This is a genomic window from Streptomyces sp. NBC_01166 (genome assembly GCF_045039765.1).
Lineage (GTDB): Bacteria > Actinomycetota > Actinomycetes > Streptomycetales > Streptomycetaceae > Streptomyces.
In genome coordinates this window covers 819401-834696 of sequence record NZ_CP108613.1, presented here as the reverse complement: position 1 = coordinate 834696, position 15296 = coordinate 819401, and the positions used below count along the sequence as shown (strand labels likewise).

The 15296-nt window shown below is 72.9% G+C and carries 6 protein-coding genes; all 6 read left to right on the top strand.

Features of this window, described 5'->3' with window-relative positions; translation table 11 throughout:
- The first annotated feature begins 6 nt into the window (after positions 1-6).
- Genes OG379_RS04020 through OG379_RS03995 form a run of 6 tightly spaced genes read left to right on the top strand, consistent with a single transcriptional unit; the run spans position 7 to position 15192 of the window.
- Positions 7-1011 carry an ABC transporter substrate-binding protein gene (locus OG379_RS04020; RefSeq protein WP_405659341.1) on the top strand — a complete coding sequence of 335 codons (1005 nt, stop codon included), beginning with the start codon at positions 7-9 and terminating at the stop codon, positions 1009-1011.
- Positions 1008-2033, top strand: a complete 1026-nt coding sequence (locus OG379_RS04015; RefSeq protein ID WP_405659338.1) for a FecCD family ABC transporter permease — start codon at positions 1008-1010, stop codon at positions 2031-2033. The genes OG379_RS04020 and OG379_RS04015 overlap by 4 nt, the downstream gene beginning before the upstream one ends.
- A gap of 50 nt (positions 2034-2083) precedes the next feature.
- The gene (locus tag OG379_RS04010; RefSeq protein WP_405668402.1) at positions 2084-3025 is read left to right on the top strand and encodes a FecCD family ABC transporter permease; all 942 of its coding nucleotides are present in this window, start codon (positions 2084-2086) and stop codon (positions 3023-3025) included.
- Positions 3022-3807 (top strand): ABC transporter ATP-binding protein, encoded by a 786-nt coding sequence (locus tag OG379_RS04005; RefSeq protein WP_405659336.1) that lies wholly within the window; start codon positions 3022-3024, stop codon positions 3805-3807. Before OG379_RS04010 ends, OG379_RS04005 begins: the two co-directional genes overlap by 4 nt.
- A gap of 1 nt (position 3808) precedes the next feature.
- Positions 3809-13783, top strand: coding sequence for an amino acid adenylation domain-containing protein (locus OG379_RS04000; protein ID WP_405659333.1), 9975 nt, complete (start codon positions 3809-3811; stop codon positions 13781-13783).
- Positions 13780-15192 (top strand): MDR family MFS transporter, encoded by a 1413-nt coding sequence (locus OG379_RS03995; protein ID WP_405659331.1) that lies wholly within the window; start codon positions 13780-13782, stop codon positions 15190-15192. Before OG379_RS04000 ends, OG379_RS03995 begins: the two co-directional genes overlap by 4 nt.
- The last annotated feature ends 104 nt before the right edge of the window (positions 15193-15296 follow it).

The following is a 15296-nucleotide window of genomic DNA, read 5'->3' as shown; positions in this document are numbered from 1 at the left end:
CATCGCATGTCCATACGCAGAACCTCCGGCCTCGTCGGCGCCGTGTCGCTGGCCTTGATCCTGGCCGGATGCGGGTCCTCGTCGGAGGGTGAGGGCGGGTCGGACGCCTCAGGGGAGGCCAAGACCCGGGTGTTCGCCGCGGACAACGGGAAGATCACCATTCCGGCGGACCCGAAGCGTGTGGTGGCCACCGGCTATGCCGTGCCCGCCCTGATCGAGGCCGACGCGCCGCTCGTCGGGATCTCGTCGTGGAAGCGCGGCGAGCCGATGATGAGCAAGGAGGACCTCGCCGAGTACAAGAAGCTCACCAAGGTGGCGGGTGAGCAGGCGGCCGAGACCAACTACGAGGCCATCGCCGAGGCCGAGCCCGACCTGATCGTCATCGGTGTGCCCGCCCCCGTGCTCGGCGACATCGACGTCAAGCGGCTGGAGACCATCGCCCCCGTCGTGGCCATCGGCCCGACCCTGCCCTCCGCCTGGCGTGACCTGTCCCGCAAGCAGGCCGACGCGGCCGGCGCCCTCGACAAGTTCGACGCCGGTCAGAAGGCGTACGAGGCCAAGGCCGCCGAGCTGGCGACGAAGTACAAGGACGTGCTGCCCCAGCTCAAGCTGGGCCACGTCGGAGCGTACGGCGAGGTGGCCAAGGGCAACTTCCATCGCGAGTTCGACGGCTCGTGGGGGACCAACATCGCCCAGGACATCGGCGCGAAGTACTACGGCAAGGTCAAGAAGCCCGGCAAGGGATCGAGCGCGGTCAGCGAGTACCCCTCCCTCGAGGAGCTTCCGGCGTCGCTCGCCGAGGCCGACGCCATCACGTACTCCGTCAACGCCGACGGCACCGTCTCCGAAGCGGTCCAGTACGTCCTCGACTCCAAGCTGTGGAAGAACCTGCCCGCCGTCAAGGCCGGCAAGACCTTCCCGCTCCGCTACACCGAGGCCGCGACCTACGGGTCGGCCATGAACACCCTGGACGCGATCGACACGTCGTTCGCTCCGCTGCTGAAGTCGTGACCGCCGCGGGTCGCGCGTCGGGGCCGGCGGTGAAGACGCGGGCCGCCCTGCCGCAGATCGGCCTGCTCGTCGGGGGACTGGTGCTGCTGGCGGTCGTCGCCGTGCTCAGCATGGGCATAGGCGCCCGCCCGGTCCCGCCGGCCGAGGTCGTCCGCGCATTGCTGGACTACCAGGGCACCGACGACCACGTGATCGTGCGTGACGTCCGAGGGCCCCGCTCACTGCTCGCCGTCGCGGTGGGCGCCGCCCTCGCGGTGTCGGGCGCGCTGATCCAGACGCTGGCCCGCAACCCGCTGGCCGAGCCCGGCATCCTCGGGGTCACCGCGGGTGCCGGGTTCACCATCACCGTCGGCTCGGCGCTCGGACTGGCCGCCGGGCAGGCGGGCCAGCTCGGCTTCGCCGTGATCGGATCCGTGCTCGCGGCGCTCCTGGTGGCCGCCGTGGGGCGCCGCTCGCCGCTCCGTCTCGTACTCACCGGAGTGGCCCTGACAGCGGTGCTGAGCGGTGTCGCGCTCGGCCTGCGGCTGATGCTCCCGGATGTCTTCGACATGTACCGGTTCTGGTCGGTCGGATCGCTGGCGGCCCGCGAACAGGCGCCGCTCGCACTCCCGTTGGCCGCGATCGTGGTCTGTCTGTGCGGCGCGCTGCTGCTGAGCAGGGCGCTCAACGCCCTGGCGCTCGGCGAGAGCGTGGCGCACACCCTGGGCGCGGGAGTGGGCCGGGTGCGGGCAGCCGCGCTCGTGCTCATCACCGTGCTCTGCGCAGCGGCTACGGCGGTGGCCGGGCCGATCCTGTTCGTCGGGCTGATCGTGCCGCACCTGGTACGCAAGCCGGCGGCGGGCTCGGTGCCCTGGCTGATCCTCTACTCGATGGTGCTGGGTCCCGTCCTGCTGGTGGCCGCCGACATCGGCTCCCGGCTGCTGCTGCCGACCGGCGAGGTGCCCGTGGGCATCGTGACCGCGTTCCTCGGCGGCCCCATGCTGATCTGGGCCGTCCGGCGCTACGGGGCGGGGTCACTGTGAACACACTCGGACTGAGAATCGAACGCCGTACGACCGTACTCGTGTCGGTCATGGCCGCCCTGATGCTGGGCCTCGGACTGCTCGGGCTCTGCTACGGCGCCTCCTGGGCGTCCCCGGGCAAGGTGTTCGCGGTACTGACCGGGGCGGAACACTCCGTGGTGATCTCGGACTGGCGGCTCCCGCGCGTGCTGGCCGGGCTCGTCTTCGGCGCCGCACTCGGTGTGGCGGGGGCGATCTTCCAGAACCTCACCCGCAACCCGATGGGCAGCCCGGACGTGATCGGCCTCGACGCCGGCGCCTACACCGGTGCCCTCGTCGCCATCACCGTGCTCTCGGGCACGTCCTTGCAGCTGGCCGCCGGCTCCGTGCTCGGCGGACTGCTCGTCGCGGCGGCGATCTACCTGCTGGCCTACCAACGGGGCTTCTCCGGACTGCGGCTGGTGGTGATCGGCATCGCGGTCAACGCGATGGTGACGGCGATCAACTCGTGGATCGTGCTGCGCGCCGAGCTGGAGGTGGCCATCGCCGCAGTCGGCTGGAGCGCGGGTTCACTCAACGGCGTCGGGTGGGGCGACGTGCAGATCCCGTTCGCGGTGATCGCCGTACTGCTGATCCTGATGACCACGCGGGCGCACGCCATGCACCAGGCATCGCTCGGCGACGCGGTCGCGGCGACCACCGGGGTCGGACTCAACCGGCTCCGGCTGCTGATGGTGCTGGTCGGCGTCGGCTGCACGGCCACGGTGACCGCGGTGGCCGGACCGATCGCGTTCATCGCCCTGGCCGCCCCGCAGATCGGCCGCAGGCTCGCCGGCGCGGCCGGCGTGCCACTGCTCCCGGCCGCGCTGACCGGGGCGGTTCTGCTCCAAGGCGCCGATCTGCTCGCCCAGATGCTGCTGGCGCCCGTCGCGCTGCCCGTGGGAGTGGTGAGCACCGCGATCGGCGGTTGCTATCTGATCTGGCTGCTGACCAAGGAGGTGAGGCGCGCGTGACCGCACGCCTGACCGCGCGGGACATCACCCTGCGCTACGGAGACCGGGTCGTGTCCACACGGCTGAGCCTCGACGTCCCCGACGGCGCGTTCACCGCCGTCGTGGGCCCCAACGCCTGTGGCAAATCGACCCTGTTGCGCGCCCTGGTGCGGCTGCTGCGCCCGGAAGCCGGGCACGTGGAACTCGACGGCCGTGAGGTCGGCGGGTACGCGCCCAAGGCACTGGCCAAGCAACTCGGCTTCCTGCCGCAGGACCCGCTCGCCCCCGACGACATCAAGGTCCGGCAGCTCGTGAGCCGGGGACGGTTCCCGCACCAGTCCCTGCTGGCCCTGTGGTCGCCGGACGACGAGGAGGCCGTCACCGAGGCGATGGCCGCCGCCGGTGTCGAGGACCTCGCCGACCGGCCGGTGCAGGAACTGTCCGGCGGGCAGCGGCAGCGGGTGTGGATCGCCATGGTGCTGGCCCAGCGGACTCCCTACCTGCTGCTCGACGAACCGACGTCGTTCCTGGACATCACCCACCAGTACCAGTTGCTCGGCCTGCTGGCCCGGCTGCGCGACGAGGGCCGCACAGTCGTCGCCGTCCTGCACGACATCAATCAGGCGTGCCGCTTCGCCGACCACCTGGTCGCCATGAGGGACGGCAGGGTGGTCGCCGAGGGCGTCCCCGGAGACATCGTGGACGCCGCCCTCATGAAGGACGTATTCGACCTGCCGAGTGTCATCGTCCCCGACCCCGTGACCGGCACACCGATGGTCGTCCCCACACTTCAAGGAGAGTAAGTTGAGCACCGCAAGCGTCTCCTCCGACGGCCTCCTCCCCCTGACCCGGGCCCAGTTGGGCATCTGGAACGCGCAGCGTCTGGAGCCGGACTCGCCGTACTACGTGGTCGGCGACGTCGTGGAGATATCCGGCGGCGAGCCGGTCGACGTCCAGGCGCTGGTCGAGGCCGTCCGGGCGACCACCGAGGAGGCCGAGACGCTGCGGTTGCGGGTGTACGACACCCCCCAGGGCCCCCGACAGGCGGTCAGCGAGGAGCCGGTCGAGCCCCCCGAGGTGATCGACGTCAGGGGAGCGGCCGATCCCGTGGCCGCCGCCCAGGCACTGGTCGACGCCGAGCGAGCGCGGGCGGCCGAGCAGTGCCGGGGGATGGTGGACCGGCCGCTCTACTCACGCACCGTCATCCGGCTCTCCGACCGGGAGGTCTGGTACACCCAGCTCGGCCACCACCTGGTCTTCGACGGCTACACCGCGGCGATGCTCGCCCGCCGCACCGGCGCCCGCTACACCGCCCTGGTGCGGGGGAGCGAGCCCGCCAGGTCGACGTTCGGCAGCTTCGCCGCCCTCGTCGCCGCCGACCAGGCCTACCGGGACAGCGACCGGTTCGCCGAGGACCGGGCGTACTGGGTCGAGCGGTTCACCCCGCTGCCCGAACTCGGTTCCCTCGACGGGCCCGACGCCGCCGTCGGCGCCCCCGACCGCACCCTCACCGCCCGTACCGTCCTCACACCCGAGGAGACGGCCCGGCTGCGCGCGTTCGCCGACACCGAGGGCGTCACCTGGGGTGAGGCGCTGATCGCCGGGTACGCCGCCTTCCTGCACCGCATGCTGGCCCGCACGGACGTCGTGTTCGCGCTGCCGCTGATGTGCCGGGCCGGCTCCGTCGAGCTGCGTACGCCCGCCATGGCCGTCAACGTACTGCCGCTGCGGGTCACCGTGCGCGGCGGCGACGGACTCGGCGACCTGAGCCGGCGGGTGGCCTCCGCGATGCGCGAGATGCGCGACCACCAGCGGTACCGGGGCGAGGACCTTCCGCAGGACCTCGGCGTGCCCGGCGCCGGCGCTCTGCTGCACGGACGCGGGATCAACCTCAAGGCGTTCGACCTGGCGATCGACTTCGCCGGGGCCGGTGGTGTGATGCGCAACGTCGCGGGAGGCCCCCCGGAGGACATGGGCCTGAGCGTCCTTCCGACCCGGGACGGCGGGCTGCTGCTCGGCTTCGAGGTCGACGCGCGGACCAACGACCAGGCAGCGGTGGACAGCCTGCTGTCAGGGCTGCGCACCCTGCTGACCGCGCTCGTCGACGGCAGGCCCGTCGGGCGGATCGCCATGACCGGCGACGTGGACCGGCTCATGGAGGCCTGGTGCCCGCCTCCGCTGCCCGGCACCCCCGTGGACGTGCCCACCGCGTTCGACGCGATGGCCGCCGCCGGACCCGGGCGTACGGCCCTGGTCTGCGGTGAGGAGCGGCTGACCGCGGCGGACCTCGCGGACCGGGTGCACCGGCTGGCCCGCGCACTGCGGGCCCGCGGGATCGGGGCCGACGACGTCGTGGCGCTCGCGCTGCCACGCTCCGCCGACTCGGTCGTAGCCCTGCTGGCCGTGCTGGACGCGGGCGCCGCGTTCCTGCCCCTGGACGCCGCGTACCCGCCCGAGCGACTGCGCGAGCTGATCGACGACACCCGCCCCGCGCTGGTGGTGACGTCCGGCGCGATCGACGGGCTGCCGTGGGACACCCTGCTCGCGGAGGCCGCCGTCCTTCCGGGCGCGCCCCTGACGTCCGGTGAACTGGCCGCGCCTCGGCACCCCGAGCACCTGGCCTACGTGATCCACACCTCCGGGTCGACCGGACGGCCCAAGGGCGTGCTCGGCCGCGTCGGCGGTCTGGCCCAGCTGCTGCACCACCAGCGGTCCACCGTCGTCGCGGAGGCCGAGCAGGCCGCGGGCAGGCGGCTGCGCGCCGCTCACACCTACTCGTTCGCCTTCGACTCCGCGTTCGACCACCTGGTGTGGCTGCTGTGCGGCCACGAACTGCACGTCTACGACGCCGAGACGATCCGTGACGCCGACGCCCTGCTCGCCGCGTACACCCGCGACGGCATCGACATCGTCGACACCACGCCGTCGATGGCCGCGCCGCTGATCGAGGGCGGTCTGCTGGACCTGCGTCCGACGCTGCTGGTCCTCGGCGGGGAGGCCACCCCGCCCGCGCTCTGGCGGAAGGTCGCCGGGTCGGGGACGAACGCGCGCAACATCTACGGCCCGACCGAGGCCACCGTCGACAGCACCACCGCCCGGATCGACGACGGGGTGCCGACGATCGGCCACCCGCTCGCCGGCACCCGGACCTACGTGCTGGACAGTGCCCTGCAACCCGTCCCCTACGGCACGACGGGCGAGCTGTACCTGGCAGGGCCGCACCTGGCCCGCGGCTACCTCGGCCGGCCGGGGGCCACCGCCGACCGCTTCGTCGCCGACCCGTACGGTGCGCCGGGCGATCGTATGTACCGCACCGGCGACCTGGCCCGATGGGTTCCCGGCCGGGGTCTCGAATACGGGGGCAGGGGCGACGGACAGGTCAAGATCCGCGGACACCGGGTGGAGACCGGCGAGGTCGAAGCGGCCCTCGCGGCGGTGCCCGGGGTCACGGCGGCCGCCGCCAGGGTGCTCTCGTCCCGGCTGGTCGGTTACGTCGTGTCGGGCTCGGTCACCGGGGACGCGGTGCGCGCGCACCTCGCCGAGAGGCTGCCCGACCACATGGTGCCCGCGGCGGTGGTGGTGCTCGCCGAACTGCCCGTCACGCCCAACGGCAAGCTCGACCGCGCCGCCCTCCCCGCGCCCGCGGCCGCAGGCGGCGGACGGGAACCGAGCACCGAACGGGAGCGCCTGCTCTGCGCCGTACTCGCCGACGCGCTCGATGTCGAACGAGTCGGTGTGGACGACGACTTCTTCGCCCTCGGCGGGGACAGCATCACCGCGATCACCGTCAGCAGCAGGCTGCGGGCCGTGGGTCTCGGGCTGCGGCCGCGAGACCTGCTGGGGCGCCGCAGCTTCGCCGCCCTGGCCGCCTCCGCCGAACTGCTGCAGGACGTGCCCGAGCCGGTGGACGACCCGGCCGGAGCCGTGCCCGCGCCGCCGATCGTGCGCGGCCTGCTCGACCCGCATCCCGATGTGGACGTGGTCGCCGGATACGCCCAGTGGACCGCCCTGAGCGTGGACGAACTGGACCGCGACTCTCTGGTCACCGGCGTGCAGGCCGTGCTCGACCACCACGACGCCCTGCGGCTGCGGGTGGCCGACGGCCTGGAGGTGCTGCCCCGGGGCACGGTACGGGCCGTCGTGGACGAGGTACGCGGCGAGGGCACGACCGCCCTGGCCCGGCGACTGGCGGGAGAACTCGACCCCAGGACGGGCGACCTCCTGCGGGCCGCCCTCCTCCGCAGCTGTGACGACACCGCGGACCGCCTCGTCGTCGTCGTGCACCACCTCGCCATGGACGGCGTGTCCTGGCGCGTCCTCCTGCCCGACCTGCACACGGCGTGCACGGGCGGCGCCCTCGACCCGGTCGGAGCATCATGGCGGCGGCACTCCCTGCTGCTCGCCGAACAGGGGGCGACCGGCGCGCGACGGGGCGAACTCGACCACTGGCGACAGGCGCTCGCGACCGCGTCCCGTCTGGGCACCCGGCCGCTGGACCCGGCGCGTGACACGGTGTCGACCGCCCACCGCTCGGTCACCGTGGCCTCGCCCGAGGCCACCGAGGCGCTCCTGACGACGCTGCCCGCGGCCTACCGCGCCGGCGTGGACGAGGTGCTGCTGGCGGCGCTCGTGCTCGCCCTGCGGAGCTGGGGCCTGCCCGGTGACGACATCACGGTCTCCATGGAGGGCCACGGCCGCGAACACCTCGACCTCTCCCGCACGGTCGGCTGGTTCACCAGCGAGTACCCCGTGCGCGTTCCCGCCTCCGACGACGCGGGCCGTGCCCTGCGCGCCGCCAAGGAGGCCAGGCGCCACGTCCCCGACGCCGGCATCGGATACGGCGTCCTGCGCCACCTCGACCCGGAGGCCGGTACCGAGCTCTCGGCCACCCCGCCCCCGGACGTACTGCTGAACTACCTGGGCCGGTTCGCCCCGCTGTCCGCGACCGGATGGCGTCTGCCGGAACACGACGCCTTCTCGGTGATCGAGCCCGGCGCCAAGGCCCTGGAACAGGTCCTGGCCCTCAACTGCTTCGTCCACGAGGGAGACGCGCCCCGGCTCGCCGTCGAGTGGACCGCGGCGACCGAAGTGCTCGGCACCGACGTCGTGGCGGCCCTGCAGACGGCCTGGGCCGCGGCCCTGGACACACTGACCGAACACGCGCTTCACACCCGGGGCGGGCTCACCCCGTCCGACCTCCCCCTGGTCCACCTCGACCAGGCAGCCATCGACGCCCTCGAACGCACCGGCCGCATCGCCGACGTACTGCCCGCCACACCGCTCCAGGTCGGGCTGTCCTTCCACACCCTGGTCCGCGACGAGGACGAGACCGACGTCTACGTCGTCCAGGCCGTGACCACCCTGGCCGGCGAGCTGATCCCGGACCGGATGGCGGAGGCCGCACGCGAACTTCTGCGCCGGCACCCCGCTCTGCGCGTGTACCTGGGCACGGCCGGCGACGACGTGGTGCAGGTGATCCCCGCCGACATCACCCTGGACTGGCGGCAGGACGACCGGTTCCCCGAGGCCGCACGCGCCGATCTGGAGCGCCCGTTCGACCCGGGCAGGCCGCCGCTGATCCGCTTCCTGCTGTCCCGTGTCGGGCCCTCCGAGCACAAGCTGGTGATCACCAATCACCACTCCCTGCTCGACGGCTGGTCGATGCCCCTGGTCGGCCGGAGCCTCCTCGCCATCTACGCCGAACTGGGCGGCGGGCCCGCCGCCCCCGCCGGTCAGCCGCTGTCGGAGTACTTCCGGTGGCTGGCGGGACGGGACCGGGACGCGTCGCTCGGCGCGTGGCGGGACGCCCTGGCCGGCGTCGACGACGCGACCAGGCTGGCCCCCGCGCGCACCGAGACAGGCATCGAGCGGCCGGGCCGGGAAACCATCGGGCTGGGCCGCGGGTTCAGCGACCGGCTGCGCGCGTTCGCCCGCGACGAGGGCGTCACCCTGACCACGGTCCTCCAGACCGCGTGGGGACTGCTGCTGGGCAGGCTCACCGGACGCCTCGACGTCGTGTTCGGCTGCCCGGTCTCCGGGCGGCCCGCCGAGGTCGACGGAGTCGAGTCGATGATCGGCCAGCTCGGCACCACGATCCCCGTACGTGTCCGGCACAGCCGGGACATGACGGCCCGTGAGCTCATGGCCCGGGTGCACTCCGAGAGCGTCACCCTGGCCGAGCACCACCACGTCGGTCTGCCCGAGATCCAGCGGGCCACGGGCATCGGCGAACTGTTCGACACGATGCTCGTGATGGAGAACTTCCCGCTGTCCAGCCGGAAGCGCACCCCCCTCGCCCCCGGCCTCGACCTGGCCGGGGTGGACATCACCGACGCCACGCACTACGCGCTGACCGTCATCGTGATCCCCGACGACGAGATCACCATCGGCCTCGGCTACCAGCCACGCGCCTTCGAGGCGTCGGCCGTACGCGACTACGGCCGCTGGCTGCGCAACCTCCTGCGGGAGATCGTCGACGACCCGGCACGGCCCGCGATCCGGCTGCCCGCGCTCGACGCCGACGAGCGGGCGCGGATGCTCCGCACCGGCACCGAGGTCGTCGCCGCCAGGGCCCGCGGCAACTGGCTGGACGAGTTCGCCGCCTGGGTGGACCGCAAGTCCGACGCCGAGGCGCTGGTCTGCCGGGACCGAAGCCTCAGCTACGCCGAACTGGACGCGCAGGCCAACAGGCTCGCCCACGCGCTGATCGCGAACGGCGTACGGCCCCAGGACCCGGTGGCGGTCCTGCTCGGACGCGACATCGAGATGACCGTGGCGCTGTTCGGCGTGGCCAAGGCCGGCGCCGTGTACGTACCGATGGACGCGAGTTACCCGCGCGAGCGGCTGGCCTACATGTTCGACGACATCGAACCGGCCGCAGTCGTGACGACCGGCGCCGAACTGCCCGTCGCACGCGAGATCCCGGTGCTGCGGCTGGACGACCCGAGCACGCTCGCGTCGGCGCCGGACACCGACCCGGCCGACGCACGCGCCACGCTCACCGACGACGCGCTCGCCTACGTCATCTACACCTCCGGCACCACCGGGCGCCCCAAGGGCGTAGGTGTGACGCACCGGGGCGTGCCCGATCTGATCGCGCTCCAGGAAGAGGTCGTAGGCGTCACCGAGCACGACCGGTACCTGCACTTCGCGTCGACCAGCTTCGACGTCGCGTTCTGGCAGACCATGGTGCCCCTGCTCTCGGGCGGCACGTCCGTGATCGCACCCGAGGAGGTGCGCGTTCCCGGCGACGAACTCCTCGACTACATCGTCGAGCACCGGGTGACGGGAGTGAACCTGCTCCCCTCGTTCCTGGCCGCCATGCCCGACGACCGCACCGTCGATCCCGACGTTTTCTTCGTCGTCGGCGCCGAGCGCCTCGACCCCGAGCTGGCGCGGCGCTGGGGCGAGGGCCGCAGAGCACTCTTCAACGCCTACGGGCCGACCGAGGTCACGATCAACTCCACGACGTGGCGGTACGACCCGGAGGACACCGGACCGCTGCCTATCGGACGCCCGGACCCCGACGTCCGCGCCTACGTCCTCGACGGCGGACTCCAGCCGGTCGGCGTCGGCGTGACGGGCGAGCTGTACCTCGGCGGGCCGAGCCTGGCGCGTGGCTACCTCGGCCGTCCCGGCCTGACCGCCGCGGCGTTCGTGGCCTCTCCGTTCGGCCCGCCGGGGGAGCGGATCTACCGCACCGGCGACCTGGTGCGGTGGCGGCCGGACGGCCAACTGGTGTTCCTCGGCCGCGCCGACCACCAGGTCAAGATCCGCGGCTTCCGCGTCGAACTGGGCGAGATCGAGTCCACCCTCACCAGCCATCCCGATGTCCGCGCCTGTGCCGTGATCATGCGGGAGGGCAGGCTCGTCGGCTACGTCATCCCCACCGACGACGCCGACCTCGACACCGCGCGGCTGCGGGAGTACCTGGCCGGGGAGATGCCCGACCACATGGTGCCCACGGCGCTCGTGCCGATCAGCCGGCTGCCGCTGAGCCCCGGCGGCAAGCTCGACACCTCGGCACTGCCGGCCCCCGAGATCACGGCCGCGGCACGGCGTGAGCCCGCCACCGAGGCCGAAGCGCTGCTGCTCGCGGTGTTCCGGGACGTCCTGGGCACCGCCGACGTGGGCCTCGACGACGACTTCTTCGCCGTCGGCGGAGACAGCATCGTCGCGCTGCAAGTGGTCTCTCGTGCCCGGCGCCAAGGGCTCGGACTGGCCGCGCGCGACGTGTTCGAGGGGGAGACCGTCGCCGGCATCGCGGCGCGGGCCCGGGACCTCGACGCCGGCGACGCACCCGCGGTCGGGGACGCGCCGCTGACCCCGGTCATGCGGGACCTGCTGCGCCGTGCGGGGGCGGCCGCGGACGGGTTCTGCCAGTGGGTGGAGATCTGTGTCCCGCCCGGCGGCGACGAGACGGCCTGGCGGGGCGTGCTCGACACGCTCCTGGCCCGGCACGACGTACTGCGTGCCCGGCTGGCCGGGGACGTGCTGCGCATCCCGCCCGTCGGCACGGTCACCGGAGCCGACGTGCTGACCCGAGTACCGGCGGCGGACGACCTGCGGGCCGCGTCCGACTCCGGGACGGAGGCGGCCCGGGGCGCGATGGACCCGCGCACCGGTCCGCTGCTGCGCGCGGTATGGGTGGACGCCGGGCCGGCCAGGCCGGGCCGGCTCGTCCTGATCGCCCACCACCTGGTCGTCGACGGTGTGTCCTGGCGCGTCCTGCTGGACGACGTGGAACACGCCTACTCCGGTGGAACACTGGCCCGGCACGGCGAGTCGTTCCTCGGCTGGGCGCGTTCACTGCACGACGCCGACCGGCGAGCCGAACTGCCGCACTGGCAGCGGATGAGCGCCACACAGGCTCTCACTCGCCCGCTCGACCCCGCCCGGGACACCGTGGCGACGGCGACGCACCACGAGATCCGGCTCGACGCCGAATCGACGCGCGCCCTGATCACGACCCTGCCCGCCGCCTACCGCACCACCCCGGACGCCGTGCTGCTGACGGCGCTCGCCCAGGCGGTACGGGACTGGCGCGGGACGCGGAGGCTCCTGGTCGCGCTGGAGAGCCATGGCCGCCCCCGGCAGGTCGATCTGTCGCAGACCGTCGGCTGGTTCACGGCCGTCCACCCCGTGCTGCTCGACGCGGACGACGACGTCAAGGCCGTCAGGGAGCGGCTGCGCGCGCAGGGCGACGGCCTCGGCCACGGCATTCTCACCGCTGCCGGCCTGCTGGACCCCGTGCAACCGGAGGTCGCCTGGAACTACCTCGGCCAGTACCCCGGCGCCCCGGTGGACGAGACGCCGTGGCAGGCACCCCCGGACGCCGACCCGCTCGGCTCGGGCGGCTCCGACGCCATGCCCCTTCCGCACAGCCTGATGGTCAACGCCCTCGTACGCGACGACGTGCTCGGGGTACGGATCACGTGGCCCTCCGCGCTGTTCACCGCCGCCGAGATCGAGGACCTGGGCGGACATCTGCGGACCACGCTCCTGAGCACCGCGGCCGCGCCGGAGATCAGGGCGCTCGGCCCCGACCGTCCGGTCGCCGGCATACAGCCGCTCACCCCGTTGCAGGAGGTGATGCTGCGGCACTCGCGCACCGAGCGGCCCGACCCGTACACCGTGCAGTCGGCGTTCTCCCTCGCCGGCCCGCTCGAGACCGACGCCCTGCGCGCCGCGGGCGACGAACTGCTGGCCCGCCACCCGAACCTGGGCGCCGTGTTTCCCGCCGCCCTGGCGGTGATCCCCATGTCGCCCAGGCCGGACTTCCGGGTGACCGACGAGCCGGCCGAGGAGGTGCTGGCCGCAGACCTGGCCGAGCCCTTCGACCTCACGGCAGGCCCGCTGGTGCGCCTGACCGTGATCAGGTGCGGCCCCGAGCGCTCCGACCTGGTCCTGACCACCCATCACGTCCTCTCCGACGGCTGGTCGGCCCCGCGCATCCTCACCGAGCTGTTCGCCCTCTACACGGCGCGGGTGCGAGGCGTGGCCCCGGAGCTGCCCGCCCCCGTACCGTTCGCCGACTACCTGAGCTGGTGCGCCGAGCACGAGCCCGACCTCGGGGCGTGGAAGGCCGAGCTCGACGGCCTGCCCGAGGGCGACCACCTGGGCGGCGGCGTGCCGGGCCCGGCATGGCAGGCACCCGAGGTCATCGACTTCGACGCCGCCCTGGTGGCGGATCTCAGCCGCCTCGCCGCGGGCCGCGGTCTGACACGCAACACGCTGGTGCAGGGCGCCTGGTCGGTGCTGCTCGCCAGGCGCTCCGGCCGGACGGACGTCTGTTTCGGGGCCATGGTCGCCTGCCGTCCCCCTGAGTTGGACGGTGTCGAGGAGATCATCGGGCTGCTGGCCAACACCGTGCCCGTGCGGGCACGGCTCGCCGGAACACTCGCCGACACGCTGGCCGACATCCAGACCCGGCAGCGGGCCCTGGTGGAGCACCAGCATGTCGCCCTGTCCGACCTGGAACGGTTGACCGGGCGGAACCGGCTGTTCGACAGCATGGTGGTCTTCGAGAACTACCCCGTCGACCCGGAACGCCTCCGCGAACCCGCCCCGGGGCTCACGGTCGTCGGCACCCGCTTCCGCGAGGCCACGCACCACCCGGCGACCCTGACGGTCATGCCGGACGGCGACGGCTGGACCGGCGTGCTCGCCCACCGGGCGGGGGTGGATGTCGACGGGCTCGCGGAGGAGCTGCTCGACCTGCTCCGAAACCTGGACAAGCACCTCGACGCCGACGTGCTCGATCTCCTGGAGAGCCGATGAGCAAGGACGTCGCGCCTCCCGCCGAGCGAGTGGACCGACAGCTGCTGCGGGTCGCGTTCATCCTGGTGCTCGGCACCTTCATGGCCACCCTGGACGCCACGATCGTCAGTGTCGGAATCGACGCCCTGACCGAAGAGTTCGGCGCGTCGGTCGCGGAGATCCAGTGGGTCAGCACGGCCTACCTCCTGGCCGTGGTCGCCGCCGTGCCCGCGTCCGGCTGGCTGGCCGACCGGTTCGGCGGTAAGCGGACATGGCTCGCCGCCGTGGGCGTCTTCCTGCTCGGCTCGCTTCTGTGCGCGCTCGCATGGTCGGCGACCAGCCTGATCGTCTTCCGGGTGATCCAGGGCCTCGGAGGCGGGCTGCTGCCCGCGACCGGGCAGGCACTGCTGGCCCGCGTCGCGGGACCGAACCGTACCGGCCGGGTGATCAGCGTCGTCGCGGTCGTCCCGCTGCTCTCACCGGTCTTCGGCCCGCTCGCGGGCGGCTCCGTCCTCAGTGTGGCGCCCTGGCCGTGGCTGTTTCTGGTCAACCTGCCGATCGGGGCGGTCGCCGCTCTGCTCGCCCGTCGGCACGTGCCCACGGTGCCGCCGTCACCGCGGCGGACGCCGTTCGACCTGCGGGGCGCCGCGTTGCTCTCGCCCGGCCTGGCCGTGCTGGTGTACGGCCTGACCGAGGTGGCCAACAACCACACACTTCCGGCCACCGTCGGAGTGACCGCGGGACTGGCGATGCTGGCCGGTTTCACCGTGCACGGGCTACGCACCCGCGCCACACCGCTGGTCGACCCCCGGCTCTTCACCCGGCCGCCCTTCGGCGCGGCCGCCCTCGCACTGGTGGTGCTGGGCGCTTCGGTCTTCGGCACGATGTTCCTCCTGCCGCTGTACTTCCAGACCGGCCGCGGCCTCTCGGCATGGGAGGCCGGGCTGCTCCTGGCCCCCCAGGGGCTGGGCGCGGCCGCGGGGTCGGTCCTGGTCAACCGCACCATCGACAAGGTGGCACCGCGGACCCTGGTGGTGACCGGCATCGTGCTGATCCTCGCGGGCACCGTTCCGTTCACCCAGCTCGGCCACGGCATCCCGGACGCCGTGATCGCCACGGCGCTCGCCGTGCGCGGCCTCGGGATGGCGATGGTCGGAGCGCCGGTGATGAACATCGTCTACAGCCGGATCGAGCCGGAGCAGCTCCCCCGTGCGTCCGGAGCGCTCAACCTGCTCAACACCGTGGGCGGTTCGGTGGGTACCGCCGCTCTCGCCGTGGTCCTCCAAGGGCGGCTCTCCGCCCGTGGCCAGGACATCTCCTCGGCGTTCGCCGACACCTTCTGGTGGGTGCTCGGCTTCTGCCTGCTCGCCGCGGCAGGGGCCACGAGGCTTCCCCGTACGCACGCCAGAACTCCGTCAGCGCCCCGGTGAACGGATCTTGACGTTTCGTCAGTTACGGACTTCCGGGGTCGCCGGGGCGCGTGCCGAACTTTGAACTCGCAGATGACAAAGTATGGACTTCCCCGGCAGAAGTC

What these genes read in the sequence shown, in the direction of transcription:
- OG379_RS03995 (WP_405659331.1), top strand. Translation starts at nt 13,780, where the DNA reads ATGAGCAAGGACGTCGCGCCTCCCGCCGAGCGAGTGGACCGACAGCTG.
- OG379_RS04020 (WP_405659341.1), top strand. Translation starts at nt 7, where the DNA reads ATGTCCATACGCAGAACCTCCGGCCTCGTCGGCGCCGTGTCGCTGGCC.
- OG379_RS04010 (WP_405668402.1), top strand. Translation starts at nt 2,084, where the DNA reads ATGGCCGCCCTGATGCTGGGCCTCGGACTGCTCGGGCTCTGCTACGGC.